A 15,301-nucleotide genomic window follows, 5' to 3' on the forward strand; every position below is an offset into this window, starting at 1 on the left:
CTAAGCATTTTGCTTTACCATCTGGCTTCACATCGGACTTCACGTCGCCGCCTCGGCAGCACGAGCCGGACTTTGCCCTGTACATCTTCATGACCGATTCTTCCGCTTCCACCGTTCTCACCGTCTCCGCCCTGAATCAGGCGGTGGCCCGCATGCTGGAACGCGGTTTTCCGCTGTCGTGGATCTCGGGCGAAATTTCGAATTTCACGCGCGCCGCGTCCGGCCACTGGTATTTCACGCTGAAGGACGATGCGGCGCAGGTGCGCGCCGTGATGTTCCGCGGCCGCGCGCAATATGCGGATTTCACGCCGCGTGAAGGCGATCGCGTCGAAGTGCGTGCACTCGTCACGCTGTATGCGCCGCGCGGCGATTATCAATTAAACGTCGAAGCGATCCGCCGCGCCGGCGTCGGCAATCTGTACGAAGCCTTCCTGCAACTGAAAGAAAAGCTCGCTGCCGAAGGCCTGTTCGACGCTGCACGCAAACGTCCGTTGCCGGATTTCGTCCGCACCATCGGCATCGTCACCAGCCCGCAGGCCGCTGCACTGCGCGATGTACTGACCACGTTGCGCCGCCGCGCGCCGCATGTCAGGGTCATCCTGTATCCGACGCCGGTACAAGGCGAAGGCGCGGCATCGAAGATCGCGCAGGCCATCGCCACCGCATCGGCCCGCAACGAGTGCGACGTGCTGTTGGTCTGTCGCGGCGGCGGCAGTATCGAAGACCTGTGGTCGTTCAATCACGAAATCGTCGCACGCACCATCGTCGGCTGCGATATTCCGATCATCGTCGGCGTCGGCCACGACACCGATTTCACGATCGCCGATTTCGCCGCCGACCTACGCGCGCCCACGCCGACCGCCGCCGCCGAACTCGCCACGCTGCCACGCGCCGACTGGCTGACGCAACTGGAAGCGCATGCCGACGACCTGCAGTACGCGTTGCGCCGCCGCCTGTCCGACGCATCGCAAACGCTGGACTGGCTGTCGCGCCGCCTGATCAGTCCGTCGGCCTACATCGCTCATGAGCGCGTCAAGTTGCAGAATCTGCAGACGAGGCTGCATCATGCCCATCGAATGCCGCTGGATACCGCACGCTTCGCACTCGCACAATTGCGCCAGCGCTGGCAGGCCCAATTGCCGGATACGCGTGCGCCGCGCATCCGCATCGCCGCCCATGCGCACCATCTGACGAGCTGCGTGCGCGCCCATCTGGATCGCCGGCAGCGGCATCTGGCCGCGCTAAGCGCGCAACTGGAGATGCTCAATCCGCAACGCACGCTGGAACGCGGCTATGCGATCGTCACCGACGAGAAAGGCCAGATCGTGCGCACGCCCCGGCAATTGCAGCCGCACAGGCACGTCACGCTGCGGCTGGCCGACGGCACCGCGCAGATCGGCATCGCCAGCGTGCAGCAGCAACTGGACGAAGACTGATAAACCTGCATGTCGGCAGGAAATTCCCGACGGGTATGCAGGCAAGGCATAACCGCTTTACAATAAGGCCCTTTCAAAAACAACAATCGTTGCAGTTTTACTTTCAACCCCACAAAGGACGACCATGGAACATACCCTGCCGGCACTGCCCTATGCGTTGGATGCGCTTGCTCCCCACATCTCGAAAGAGACGCTTGAATTCCACTATGGCAAGCATCATCAGACCTATGTGACCAATCTGAACAACCTGATCAAAGGTACCGAATTCGAAAACCTGTCGCTTGAAGACATCGTCAAGAAATCTTCCGGCGGCATCTTCAACAATGCAGCGCAAGTCTGGAACCACACCTTCTACTGGAACGGCCTGAAGCCGAACGGTGGCGGCGCGGCAACCGGCGCAATCGCCGATGCGATCAATGCGAAATGGGGTTCCTTCGACAAGTTCAAGGAAGAATTCACCAAGTCCTGCGTCGGCAACTTCGGTTCCGGCTGGACCTGGCTAGTGAAGAAGGCCGACGGTTCGCTCGACATCGTCAACACGTCGAACGCCGCCACCCCGCTGACGACCGGCGACAAGCCGCTGCTGACCTGCGACGTCTGGGAACACGCCTACTACATCGACTACCGCAACGCACGTCCGAAATATCTGGAAGCGTTCTGGGCGCTGGTGAACTGGGATTTCGCGTCGAAGAACCTCGCGTAATTCTTTCGCGTCACGCCATGCAAAAGCCCCTGCCTTCACCGGCAGGGGCTTTTTGTTTGTGCGGCAGCCACGACACAAGCACATTAGCAAGAAAGCAAGAGCGCGCAAATTCTATATTTCTTTTTCGCATGATCAAATACAAAAGTTATCGTTTGAGCGTATAAGGAACTTTGTTATAGTCGGTTCGCTTCTGCATCGACTTGCGTCAAGACAATAAAAAGCGGATGTTCGCGCCGCTTTCACCAACATGGAGTGAATAAATGTTCAAGAAAATCGTCCTGCTGGCCGCTACTGCGACCCTGCTGTCCGGTGTTGCACATGCACAGGAAAAGCCGCTGCTGAACGCGTCGTTCGACGTCGCGCGCGAAACCTTCGCTGCGATCAACCCGAAATTCCAGGCCTACTGGAAAAAGGAAACCGGCCAGGATCTGAAGATCGACCAGTCGTTTGCCGGCACCTCGCGCCAGGCACAGGACATCATGCAGGGCAAGAAGGTCGACGTCGTCACCTTCAATCAAGTCACCGATATCGACATCCTGGCCAAGCGCGGCCTGGTGCGCAAGGACTGGCAGAAAGCCTTCCCGAACAACAGTTCGCCGTACTACAGCACGATCGCCTTCCTGGTGCGCAAGGGTAATCCGAAGAACATCCATACCTGGGACGATGTGGTGCGCAGCGACGTGAAGGTCGTGTTCCCGAATCCGAAGACTTCCGGCAACGCACGCTACACCTATCTGGCCGCATGGCTGTATGCGAACGAAAAGTACAAGGGCGACGAAGCCAAGACCAAGGAATTCGTCGGCAAGCTGCTGCACAACGTCGTGAACTTCCCGACCGGCGGCCGCGGCGCGACGGTGGCCTTTGCACAGAACAATCAGGGCGATGCGCTGCTGACCTTCGAATCGGAAGTGATCAACATCGCCAAGAGCGACGAATTCAAGGCCGGCGGTTATGAAATCGTGGTGCCGCCGGTTTCCGTGCTGGCTGAATTCCCGGTTGCCGTGGTCGACAAGGTGGTCGATGAAAAAGGTACTCGCAAGGTCGCCACTGCTTACCTGAACTATGAATACACGCGTGAAATCCAGCTGCTGCTGACGACGTTCAACTACCGCGTCAATCATCCGGACGTGGCCAAGGTCGTGGCCGACAAGTATCCGAAAGTTCGCCTGATCGATCCAACCAAGGTGCTGGGTTCGTGGGACAACATCCAGGCGGCGCACTTCAGCAGCGGCGGCATCCTCGACCAGTTGCTGGCACAGCGCCACTGATCGGCCGCTGACCGACATGGCGCTGCCAATCTGGCAGACCGCATCACGGTGGTTTACAATGCCGCTCGTTCACACGACCATCCCGACCGGATGGTCGTTTGTTTTGGCGCAAGGCCGTTCGCGGCGCTGCGCGGTCGTTTCTGAAAACCGCCCCCTATCGTGACTTCACCGCTCCGCTTCTTCCGCAGCACGCCGGTCCTGCCGGGCTTTTCGCTCAGCTTCGGCTTTTCGACGCTGTATATCAGCCTCGTCATCCTGCTGCCGATCTCCGCGCTGCTGATCTATATCAGCGGCATGACGTGGTCGCAATACTGGTTCGCTATCAGCGATGCGCGCATGATCCAGAGCTACAAGGTCACGATCACCGCCGCCTTCTATTCGACCGTCATCGTGACGATGATCGGTTTCCTGTGGGCGTGGATCATCACGCGCTACAACTTCCCGGGCCGTCGCCTGCTCGATTCACTGGTCGATCTGCCGTTCGCACTGCCGACGTCGGTCGCCGGCATCACGCTGTCGGCGCTGTTCATCCCGAGCGGCTGGCTCGGCCGCTGGTTCGATGTCTTCGGCTGGAAGATTTCGTACGCCTTTCCCGGCATCGTGGTGGCGATGATCTTCACCAGCATCCCGTTCATCGTGCGTTCGGTGCAGCCGGTGCTGGAAGACATGGATGCCGAACTGGAAGAAGCCGCGCTGATGCTGGGTGCGAACAAATGGCAGATCTTCTCGCGCGTAATCCTGCCGACGCTGCTGCCGGCACTGATCACGGGCTCGTCGCAAGCCTTCATCCGTAGCCTCGGTGAATTCGGCGCGGTCATCATGATTGCCGGCAACATTCCGTACGAAACGGAAGTCACCTCGCTGATGCTGTTCGTACGTCTGCAGGAGTACAACTACCCCGCCGCCGCCGCCATCGCCTCGGTCGTGCTGTTCGCATCGCTGACGCTGCTGTTCCTGCTGCAACTGGCGCAGGGCAAGCTGTTCAACAAATCGTAAGGAGCGCGAAGATGGCACGCAAGATGAAACGCCCCGGCGAAACCCATCAATGGCTGCTGATCGCCGCCGGCATCGCGCTGGCGATCATGCTGCTGGTGCTGCCGCTGATCCTGATCTTCGCGCAGGCGCTGCAAGGCGGCATCGAACTGCTGCGCGCCAACCTCAGCGAAGACTTCATGCAGCATGCGCTGAAGCTGACGCTGCTGGCTGCGGTCATGACGGTGCCCATCAATCTCGTGTTCGGCATCCTGCTCGCATGGTGCGTCACGCGCTACGATTTCTTCGGCCGTCGGCTGCTGATCACACTGGTCGAAATTCCTTATGCGACGTCGCCGGTCGTGGCCGGCTTCTGCTATCTGGTCGTCTACGGCCTGGAAGGCGCGATCGGCAAATGGCTGTACGCGGAAGACATTCAGCTGATGTTCGCCTGGCCCGGCATCATCATGGTCACCGTATTCGTCACTGCTCCCTACATCGCACGCATCCTGATACCGCTGATGCAGAAACAGGGCACCGAGGAAGAGATTGCTGCGCTGTCGCTTGGCGCCGGCGGCTGGAAGATTTTCTGGCACGTGACGCTGCCGAACATCAAATGGGCATTGCTGTACGGCGCCGTCATCACCAATGCGCGCGCGGTCGGCGAATTCGGTGCGGTGGCCGTAGTCTCCGGCACCATCATGAACCAGACGCTGACGCTGCCGCTGCTGGTCGAGCAATTGAACAACGACTACAAGACCGCCGCCGCCTTCACCGCGGCCGCGCTACTGGCCTGCATGGCGCTCGTCACACTGATACTAAAGACGCTGATGGAATGGCGTCAGGAAAAACGCGAAAGCGAACCGGTCGACGTACGCGCGGCCTGATCTTCTTATCATATTGGTACCGACTTTTCTGTCAGGTTTTTCCGTCACGTTTTTCGGCGGAATGATGTTAGACTTCCGTCACTGCCGGTAAGGGCGTACGCCCCCCATCCACAGCAGTCGAACCTCGCGGTTCGCACAATTTGTCGGCATTTTCCTACGCCAACATGGGGAAATGACCGATCGCCATCGAACGAAGGCTCCTCTATTCTCGCAACTCGACAGTCGCGCAGAAATTGTTTGTCCGGGATTGAAGTGTGACGGCAGCAGCTTGCAGTCCGCGCACCGATTTCCATTTCGAGAAAGGAAACGACATGTACAAGAATCAGGACGACCTCGCCTCTCCGCTGCACGCCAGCCGCCAGGATGACGAACGGGAAGACATCCCGGTGGAAGAACGCGATATCGTCGCCGACGCCAACTCAGAAGAGGCGCTGCCCAGCCACATCACAATCGTTCCTTTCAGCACGACCAAAACCGGCTCGTTCCAGTAAATACGTTTTGCGGGGCTCGCTGCCCCAAATAAAAAGCGCGGTCGATGACCGCGCTTTTTTTGCTTCTCCTCTGTCCATTTTATCTTGCCTGTGCCGCACGCATCGCGGAAGTGGCATCCGCTACGGTAATATCCGTCGATGCCGTTGCTGCATCTGCAGCCGTTGCAGCGCCAACCGTACCGGCCTTGTCCGCATCGACAGGCCGTGCAGCGAGTTCGTACGACATCTGCAAACGGGCCGGCGTCATGACCGGCTGCTGTGCATTCCATTCGGTGGCATTCTGCTGCATTGCTGCCGGTTGTAACTGCACCGGCGCTGCGACATCCTGCACATTCCATGCAGCCACACCGACGAACAGCGCAATACCCGCAGCCAGCGCAGCAAACGTACGGGCAGCCGCCGGCTTGCGTGACGCTATCGCCACAGGCGCTTCGGCCAGCACTGCCGCCGCACGCGATTGCCACGCCTCGTGTTGCGCGCCACGCTCGCCGATGCGCGTGATCAGTTCATCGGCCAGTTTCTGTGCCTCGATGCGTTCGCGCTCGAGACGATCGCGATCCGATTGCGACAGCTCCAGCGCCATTGCGGCAGCACGCGCATGCTGTTGCGCCAGTTCTGCAGCTTCGCGCTCCGTTGCCGTCTTCGCTTCCTGTGCCGCACGCAGTTCGGCCTCGGCTGCAGCGATCTGACGCGCCAGCTCGGCTGCTTCCATTTCCGCGATCGCAGCGAGCTCGGCTTCAGTGCGTGCCTGTTGCTCGGCGAGCAGTTTTTCCTGTGCGGCGTACATGGCGATTTCATTTGCTTCGACGCGTTGCAGTTCCGCCTCAACCCGTTCTTCCAGCATGGCCAGCGTCTGTTGCTCGGCTTCTGCACGCTGCGCTTCGGCCTGCGCCAATTGCGTCGCCTGCTGCGCCTGAAGCGCAATCGTTTCGGTCGCAAGACGTTGCGCCTCGGCCTGCGCCGCTTCCTGTGCCAGCGTTTCCTGTTCGGCAGCAATCGCCGCGGCAGCGGCAGCGCACAATGCCTGTTGCGCACGTTCACGGCTGCGCATGACGGCGGCCTGTTCCTGCTCGGTACGCACGCGCGCTTCGGTCGCTTCCAATGCTGCCTGTTCGGCTGCCAGTTTTTCCTGCGTGGCGCGCAGCATGATCTCGGCAGCATCGGCACGCTGTTGCTCGGCAATCAGCTTCTGCTCGATAGCATCCATCGCGCGCTGTTCAAGCTCCGCGCGAGCACGCTCCTTCTGCGCCAGTTCGACAGCGCGACGCGCCTTGGCTTCGGCGATTTCCGCCGTCGCGCATTGCAGGTTCACCTGCCGCGTCAGCTCTTCCAGCTGTTGCTTTTCGGCTTCGACGATGGCAGCAGCAGCTGCATGCAATGTGCGTTCGTTTTCCGTGCGCGCCTGCAGCAGTTCGGCCTGTTCCTGTTCGATCTGCTGGCGGGCTATGGTTTCCGCGTGCAGCAGCTGCTCCATCGCGAACTTGTTGCGCACAGCCTGCAACGCCTGTTGTTCGGCATCGCTGCGCGCGCGTTCCGCCTGTGCCAGCGCCACCGCTTCTGCAGCACGTTGCTCCGCTGCCGTCGCTGTCGCCTGCTGCAATTCCGCCTGTGCACGCGTCTGCTCCAGTTGCACGCGTGTGGCATTGCATTCGGCTTCGGTCGCTTCACGAATGCTGCGTTCCGCCAACTCACGTTCGCGCAGCAATTCCATCTGCTGCAGTTCGGCCTGCGTTCGTGCTTCCGCTTCCGCACGTGCCGCGGCTTCAATTTGACATTTTTCCTCGACGGCCTGCACCGCCATTTCTTCCGCCTCGACGCGCTCACGCTCGGCACGCGTCAGTTCGATCATGCGGCGCACCTTCGTCAACGAGACGTGAGTGGTCTTGCGCTGCAATTCCGTCTTGGCACGCGCCTGCGCAAGAATGTGCTGCTGCGCAACCTGCTCGGCTTCGCAGGCGGCACGCAGTTCGCGATCGGCTTTTTCCTGTTCCGCCAGCAAGGCAGTCTGTTCGTCGTTGGCACGGGAACGCGCCTCGGCTTCGACGCGCGCTTTTTCTTCCTGCGCGATGCGGGCGCGATGGCTTTCCATTTCCTGCTGCACGGCGGCGGCATGGCGACGCTCGGCTGCCAGCTTTTCCTGCATCAGCGCCAATGCGGCCTGTTCGTCCTGCAAGCGCTGCGCCTGCACCTTGGCCAGGGCCACGGCTTCCTTTGCCTTGGCGACGGCGGCTTCGGCGGCGGCGCTCTTCAGATCGGCCTGCGCCATCGTCTGTTCCAGCGTCACGCGCGCAGCTTCGCGCTCGGCTTGTTGTGCCGCCAATGCCTTCTGTTCGGTTTCGTCCTTCATCCGCAGCAGCGCAGCTTCTTCCTTTTCGGCTTCGGCGCGTGCTGCCGCCGTGACGGCGAGCATGCCCTCGGCGCGAATCTTTTCGTGAAGCGCCTGCATCGCCTTCTGTTCCGCGACGATGCGCGCCTGTTCGGCATCGGCCAATGCCAGCGCCTGCTGTGCCTTCTGTTCGGCAGCTTCGGCCAGCTGCTGTTGCAATGTCAGGTATTCGGCCGCCTTGTCGAGCGCCAGTTGCTCTGCGACGGCGCGGCCGGCTTCCATGTCGGCAGCGGCACGTTCGGCATGCAGACGCTGTTCGGCCAATGCACGTGCGCGTTCTTCTTCTTCAGCACGGACATGTGCGGCAGCGAGCGCCTGCTGTTCGGCCGTTTCGCGGCGCTGTGCTTCTTCCGCTGCGCGTGCTTCCACAAGGACGCGTGCACGTGCCTGTTCTTCCGCCTGATGTTCTGCTTCCACTCGCGCGACGGCAGCATCCTGCAACTGTTTTTCGACGTGGATGCGCGCCTCGGTGGCGACACGCACACGTTCGTCGGCTTCGCGGCGCGATTGCGCGGCGACGGCAGCCATCTGTTCAACGTGTTCGCGGCGTTCGGCGGCCGCGCGCATCTCGGCTTCGGCCTGCAGGCGTTGCTGCACGGCTGCCAGTGCGCGCTGTTCGGATTCGATACGTGCTTCGGCGATGCGCTGCTGTTCGGTTTCGATCGCGGCGCGTTCCAGCGCCTCTTCGCGCGCACGCACTTCGGACGGCACGCGGCTGAGCATGAGGCTCAGTGCCTTGCCTTCGGCTTCTTCGCGCTGCTGGGCGAGGAGCATCGAATCGCGCTTGGCGCTCAGCAGCAGCTTGCTGGTTTCCTGCGCTTCCTTTTCGCGGCGTTCGAGTTCGCGCGCCATGCGGGCCACCTGCGCTTCGAGCTGGCCGCGCTGTATCGCTTCTTCTTCGGCAGCGCGCGTGGCGCGTTCGGTGATGGCGATCCGTTCATTCAGACGCGCTTCGGCATCGCGGGCGCGTGCTTCGAGTTCGCGTTCCTGTTCGATCTGATCTTCAGCCAGTTTGCGCGCCTGCTCTTCGGCCTGCGCACGCTCGCTGGCGATGCGGCTCAGGTGTTCATCCGTTTCCGCACGGGCGCGCAGTTCGGCGATTTCCTTGTTGACGGCCTGGGCGCGCGCTTCGCTGGCAGCGCGTGCTTCGCGTTCGGCTTCGAGACGGGCGCGGCTGGCGGCGATCGCTTCCTCCGCCGCCGCGGCCTTGCGCTGGGCCTCGGCCGCGGCGGCGGCATCCGCCTGCGCGCGTTCTTCGGCCAGCGAACGGGCCTGCGCTTCGGCGGCTGCGCGGTTCTCCGCATTGACGGTGGCCTTGGCCTCGGCTTCGACGCGCGCAATCGCTTCGCGGATCGCCTTCAGGTCCATGCCGCCGACACGGCCGCCATTGCGCGGCGCGTGTAGCACGCTGTCGATGAAGTCGTCGTTTTCCGCTCCTGCGCCCTGCAGAGATAAGGTTTTGCGTTGCGCCTCGTTCGTTGCCATCATGGCTCCTCGTTGACTGTTCCGTTCCGGTCGATAGCATGCCGACCGGACTTCTTCCTGATAGGCATTATCGGGGGCTGCAAGTCAAACCAGACTTGGAAAAGAGGGGAAAAGCCGAGCCATTTCGGCAATATGCGGCGGCCGGCGGCCGTAGTTGACTATATGAACAACAGAGAAATCAGGTTTGGGAGGTCGCAGCCGGCAATCCCTGCAGGATGCCTTGCAGGCGTTCCATGCGGAACGGCTTGACGAGGAAATAATTCATGCCGGCATCCATGCAGGTTTGTATATCCGATAACGATCCGGCCGCCGTCAGCGCGACGATCGGCAGGGTCGAAGCCGGTGCCGGCAGGCAGCGGATCGCCCGCGTCGCGGCCGGACCGTCCATTTCCGGCATGTGCATGTCCATCAAGATGACATCAAATGCCTGCCGCTGTACCGCCAGCACCGCTTCATGGCCGTTCTGGGCGACTTCGACCGTGTGGCCGGATTTCGTCAGAAGTGCGACGGCGACCTTCTGATTGATCTCGTTGTCTTCGGCCAGCAGGATGTGCATGCTGCGCACACTTTGCGCATCGTCCGTTTTGGACATCGGCACGTCTGTCGATTGCACTTGCGGCATGGTTTCCGGCAAGGCAAACGCCAGCTCGAACCAGAAACGGCTGCCGACGTCCGGCGTACTGTCCACGCCGATGCGGCCACCCTGCATTTCGACGATCTTGCGGCAAATCGACAAGCCCAGCCCTGTACCGCCGAACCGGCGTGAAATCGAACTGTCGGCCTGCGAGAACGACTGGAACAGCCGCGCTTGCGCTTCCGGTGCGATGCCGATGCCGGTATCGACGACGGCGAAACGCAGCGTCACGTCATGTTCACCGCGTGCCAGCTGCTCGATCTGCAGCACGACACTGCCTCGTTCGGTGAACTTCAGCGCATTGCTGATCAGGTTCAGCAACACCTGACGCAATCGTCCTGCATCGCCGACCAGCATGCGCTCGACATCATCCCGCCACTCCACGCCGAGCGCGACCCGGTTTTCCTGCATGCGCGAAGCCATCAGGTCGATGACGCTGTCGACCGTCTTGCGCAGATCGAATTCGGCTTCGTCCAGTTGCAGATTGCCGGATTCCAGCTTGGAGAAATCGAGAATGTCGTTGAGGATGGCCAGCAGCGCCTCGGCCGAATACTGCGCCGTTTCCAGCCGCTCGCGCTGCACCGGATGCGTGGCCTCGGCCAGTGCCAGCTGCATCATGCCGAGCATGCCGTTCATCGGTGTGCGGATCTCGTGGCTCATCACGGCGAGGAATTCCGACTTGATGCGGTTGGCTCGTTCCGCTTCCTCCTTCGCCAGCTGGAGATCCCGCGTACGCGCTTCGATCTTCTGTTCCAGATCGTTGTACAGCCCGGCGTTCTCCAATGAGATCGCGATCTGCGTGGACAGGATCTGCAGCAGTTCCGCATGCTGCGGCGTGAACGCATCGACGGCAAGGCTGTTCTCCAGATAGAGAATGCCGACCAGCTGCCCCTGTTTCTGCAACGGCAGGCACAGAATGGATTTCGGCTGCGTGCGTTCGATGTAAGGATCGCCGCTGAAGCGGGTGTCTGCGGCGGCATCGCCCAGCACGATCTTCTCGCCGGTGCGCCGCACGTAATTGACGACTGCCAGGCTGATGCCTTCGCTGCGTTCCAGCGGCAGATGCTGCTGCACGGCGATTTCGTCGTCGGCCAGCGCCGCCTGCACATACAGGCGGCCATGTTCGATCAGCAGTAACGAGCCCTTCTGCGCACCGGCATTCTCGATCAGCAGATTCATCAGCCGCGCCAGCAGCTTGTCGAGCTGGATCTCGCCGGACAGCGTCTGCGATGCGCGGATCACGGTCTGCACGTCCACCTGCTTTTCATGCAGGCCGAGGTCGCCGTATCGCCCTGCGCGTTTGCGGGCGACGATCTGTTCCAGCAATGCGGAATGCCGTTCCTCCAGCTGCTGCGCCTTCGCGAACGCGCCCCATTCCTCGTATTTCGCATGCGCCTGCTCCAGATGCATGCGCGCATTGACGTCGCGCCCTCTGGCCAGATAGAACATGCCGGCACGCTCGTGGGCCAGCGCCTCGTCGTTGACGTAACCGTGCATGCGCGCACTCTTGATCGCCTGCTCGTAATACCGTTCGGCACGGCCGGCTCGGCCGGCGACGCGATGGCGTTCGGCTTCGACCAGTTGCCACTTGTGCTGATAATTCATCGGCGCATGTTCGGCCCATGGCCGGAAACGCCGCTGCATCGCACGCACGCCGGTCAGGATGCGCGCAGAGCCGGGGGCATGCGGCGCGAGTGGCGCCAGTGCGGCCAGCGAATGCACCCACATCAGGAAACCGGAAGACGGCGTGCCGAAATCGAAACCCGGCAGGCCGATCGCTTCTTCCGCGTGCATGCGCGCTTCGTCGAAGTCGCCGAAGAAGCATTCGCCGATCGCCTGGATCGCGCGCACATAGAACACGCCCCACGGATCGGACGCCTTGCGCCGCGCCTGCGCATATTCTTCGTGCGTACCTTGCGCCACGTCGTCGATCGGCTCGCCGACCAGCCGCGAGAACAGCAAGGCCCACGGGATCATCACGCCCAGCAGCGCCGCGTAATCCATCTTGCGATAGACGACGATGTCCTTGCGGATCGCAGTCAGCGCATCGCGCACATTGCTGCCGGACTGGAAACGCACCGCATCGGAGAACGACAGCGCCACCATCGCGCCGGGACGGTCGCCGATTTCCATCGCCTTGGCATAGGTATCCTGCAGCGGCTCCAGCGACAATCGCAGATGCTCGCAGCGATGGCGGATGATGCCGTGGAAAATGCCGACCGCGCCCAGCATCGGCTTGCTGCCGCCGAGCAGCGACGCCACCTTGCCGAACTTATAGCCGTCTTCGACGCCGCCCAGCCGGCCGGCCAGCGTGCGTCCCCACACCGCATAGGCATAGGCTGCATAGGCCGACGAACCGTGACGCACCGAGCGCCGCACGATCTCCATCGCGACCCACAGCACGACGATGGAATCGGCCAGATAAGTGAAACCATAGGCGAGGAAGGCCATCGTTGCCTGCACCTGCAGCAGATATTCCGGATCGGTGGCCGGCGGCATGTCCGCCAGTTCCAGCGGATCGCGGCCGCGCAGCGCCGCCTTCAGGCGCAGCCGCGCCAGCAGGATGTGCTTCTCGTTCAGGTTGTGCGGCAGCCGGATGCCGGAAATCTCCAGCATCTCGATGCCGGTCTTCATCAGATCCTGCGGTCGGTACAGCGCGCCGTAGCAGCGGATCAGGTAATCCTTGGCGGCGATCATCTCGTGCGGCGTCGCGCTGTTGTCGCAGACGACCTGGCACAGGCGTTCCATCTCGCGGTAGTCGGCGCGCGCGAAGGCTTCGTTGATGCGCTCCATGTACAGCGCATGCATGAAGGCCTGCTTGTCGCGCCAGTCTTCCACGCTGCCGTATTCACCGGCGATGGCAATGCATTCGCGATGCACGTCGAATGCCGCCGACTGCCGCGCACGCAGTGCCGCCTTCAGGTTCAGCTCGGCCAGTTCGTCCTTCTCATGCCGGCGCGTCAGCAACGCGCGGCCGCGATTGTGGTGATCGACGATGTCGAAGATGTGTTCGTCCTGTTCGGCCGGCGTCAGGCTGCTCAATAGCAGGCGTCCGATCTGCAGGTGGATCGCATCCGTTTCCTGCCGCTGGATGCCTTCGTATGCCGCCTGTTGCACGCGGTCATGCTGAAACTGATAGGCATGCGAGACGATCGTCGACGCCGCCACACGCGCCTCGGCCGGATGAATCAGTGCCGACTGCATCGCCTCGTGCAGCATTTCCTGAATTTCCAGTTCCGACTTTTCGCTGACGATGCTGAGCGTATGCACGTCGAACCGACTGCCGATGCAGGCCGCGATTGTCAGCAGACGTTGTGTCCCTGGTGGCAAACGATGCAGTTCACGCGTAAGCAGCTCGATGACGTTGTCGGTGATGCCGGCTGCCTCGATCTGGCCGATGTTCCATTGCCAGCGGCCGCCTTCGAAACGCAGCAGGCCGTCGCCGTGCAGGCTCTTGATGAACTGGTTGATGAAGAAAGGATTGCCAAGCGTCTTGCGGTAGATCAGGCGCGCCAGCGGCTGCATCTCCGCCGGATCGCATTTGAGCGTATCGGCCACCAGCTCAACGATGCTGTCCTTGCCGAGCGGGCTGACTTCCACCGTCGTCACCGTCGTCTCTTTACGGATCTGGTCGAGCGTCATGCCCAGCGGATGTGCGACATCCACCTCGTTGTCGCGATAGGCGCCGATCAGCAGCAGGCGCGACGTATCGAGATTCTTCATCAGCAGCGGAATCAGCTTGAGCGAAGCGGTATCGGCCCACTGCAAGTCGTCCAGGAACAGCACGATCGGATGGTCCGACTGCGTGAAGACGCTGACGAAATTCTGCATCGCATAATTGAAGCTGTTGCGCGTGCCGCTCTGCGGCGACACTTCCGGCTGCTTGCCGATGATGAATTCCAGTTCCGGAATCACGTCGATGATCAATTGGCCATTGGCGCCGAGCGCTTTCATCAGCTTGCCGCGCCACTGCGTGATGCGAGTCTCGCTCTCGGTCAGAATCTGCCGGATCAGCTCGCGAAAAGCCTGATTGAATGCCGAATATGGAATCGCGCGCTTGAACTGATCGAACTTGCCGGAGATGAAGTAGCCGCCCTGTGCCACCACCGGCTTGTGAATTTCGTTGACCAGCGACGATTTGCCGATGCCGGCATAGCCGCTCACCAGCACCAGCTCCGCACTGCCCGCCGTCACGTTCCTGAATGCCTGCAGCAGGCGACCGCACTCGACGTCACGACCGTAGAGCTTCTGCGAAATCTGCAGGCGGTCGCAAACGTCGTTGCGCGCCAGCGGGAAGGATTCGATGACGCCGGTTTCCGTCAGCGCACGGCGGCAGGTTTCGATGTCGGCCAGCAAGCCGTCCAGGCTCTGGTAGCGATCTTCGGCGTTTTTTGCCAGCAGCTTCAGGACGATATCGCCCAGCACGTCGGGAATCGCCGGATTGAGCCGGCTCGGCGGCACCGCGCGCCGCGCAATGTGGCTGTGCACCAGTTCCATCACGCTGTCGGATTCAAACGGCAATTGTCCCGTCAGCAGTTCGTACATGACGATGCCGAGCGAATAATAATCGCTGCGGTAATCGACCTGACGGTTCATGCGGCCGGTCTGTTCCGGCGAACTGTAGGCCAGCGGCACGGTGGCGTCGTTGCGGAACTCGATCGCGCCGTCGGACTGCACGCGCAGGTTCGCCAGGCACAGCGCCTGATGCAGATCGATATGCGCATGCACTTCGCGCAAGCCGCGTATCAGCGCGGCGAACAGCGCGAGCGCGCCTTCCAGATCGTAGGAAGCGGCCGGCGGCGCAGACGCGGCGGCATCGCCGACCGACGCCAGACGAAAGAACATCGTGCGATGCAGATGATTCTTCGTCGGCGTTGCCCGCTTTGCCGGGGTCCAGTCCGTTTGTTGGGGAAGTTTGATTTGAGGCTCCGGTTCAATCGCGGCCGGCGCATCGTCGCACCGGTTTTCCCTTGCTAAAAGCAGGCATTGCAGTTAATGATAGGCAACATTGCCGGGGCTTCCGCCACCCGCGTAATATA

The 15,301-nt window shown here is 61.6% G+C and carries 8 protein-coding genes; 6 read left to right on the forward strand and 2 right to left on the reverse strand.

Features of this window, described 5'->3' with window-relative positions:
• Window positions 1-89 precede the first annotated feature (89 nt).
• The 6 genes from xseA to ACO1VH_RS03270 all read left to right on the forward strand — a co-directional run bounded on the left by xseA (window position 90) and on the right by ACO1VH_RS03270 (window position 5,757).
• Window positions 90-1,436 (forward strand): exodeoxyribonuclease VII large subunit, encoded by a 1,347-nt coding sequence (gene xseA / locus ACO1VH_RS03245; protein ID WP_486242397.1) that lies wholly within the window; start codon window positions 90-92, stop codon window positions 1,434-1,436.
• Between the two features lie 124 nt (window positions 1,437-1,560).
• A complete protein-coding gene (sodB, locus tag ACO1VH_RS03250) occupies window positions 1,561-2,139 on the forward strand; it encodes a superoxide dismutase [Fe] (protein ID WP_486242399.1) in 579 nt (192 codons plus the stop codon).
• Between the two features lie 260 nt (window positions 2,140-2,399).
• Window positions 2,400-3,407, forward strand: coding sequence for a thiosulfate ABC transporter substrate-binding protein CysP (cysP, locus tag ACO1VH_RS03255; protein WP_486242401.1), 1,008 nt, complete (start codon window positions 2,400-2,402; stop codon window positions 3,405-3,407).
• A gap of 159 nt (window positions 3,408-3,566) precedes the next feature.
• Window positions 3,567-4,403: a sulfate ABC transporter permease subunit CysT gene (gene cysT / locus ACO1VH_RS03260; RefSeq protein ID WP_486242403.1), complete on the forward strand. Its 837-nt coding sequence runs from the start codon at window positions 3,567-3,569 to the stop codon at window positions 4,401-4,403.
• 11 nt (window positions 4,404-4,414) lie between these two features.
• Window positions 4,415-5,266, forward strand: coding sequence for a sulfate ABC transporter permease subunit CysW (cysW, locus tag ACO1VH_RS03265; RefSeq protein WP_486242404.1), 852 nt, complete (start codon window positions 4,415-4,417; stop codon window positions 5,264-5,266).
• Between the two features lie 311 nt (window positions 5,267-5,577).
• Window positions 5,578-5,757, forward strand: coding sequence for a hypothetical protein (locus ACO1VH_RS03270; RefSeq protein WP_486242406.1), 180 nt, complete (start codon window positions 5,578-5,580; stop codon window positions 5,755-5,757).
• 79 nt (window positions 5,758-5,836) lie between these two features.
• On the opposite strand, the gene ACO1VH_RS03275 is transcribed toward ACO1VH_RS03270, so the two are convergent.
• Both ACO1VH_RS03275 and ACO1VH_RS03280 read right to left on the reverse strand, forming a co-directional pair.
• Window positions 5,837-9,631, reverse strand: coding sequence for a coiled-coil domain-containing protein (locus ACO1VH_RS03275; protein WP_486242407.1), 3,795 nt, complete (start codon window positions 9,629-9,631; stop codon window positions 5,837-5,839).
• A gap of 175 nt (window positions 9,632-9,806) precedes the next feature.
• Window positions 9,807-15,107, reverse strand: a complete 5,301-nt coding sequence (locus tag ACO1VH_RS03280) for a hybrid sensor histidine kinase/response regulator (RefSeq protein ID WP_486242408.1) — start codon at window positions 15,105-15,107, stop codon at window positions 9,807-9,809.
• Between the last annotated feature and the right edge of the window lie 194 nt (window positions 15,108-15,301).

It is taken from the genome of Oxalicibacterium sp., assembly GCF_057353965.1.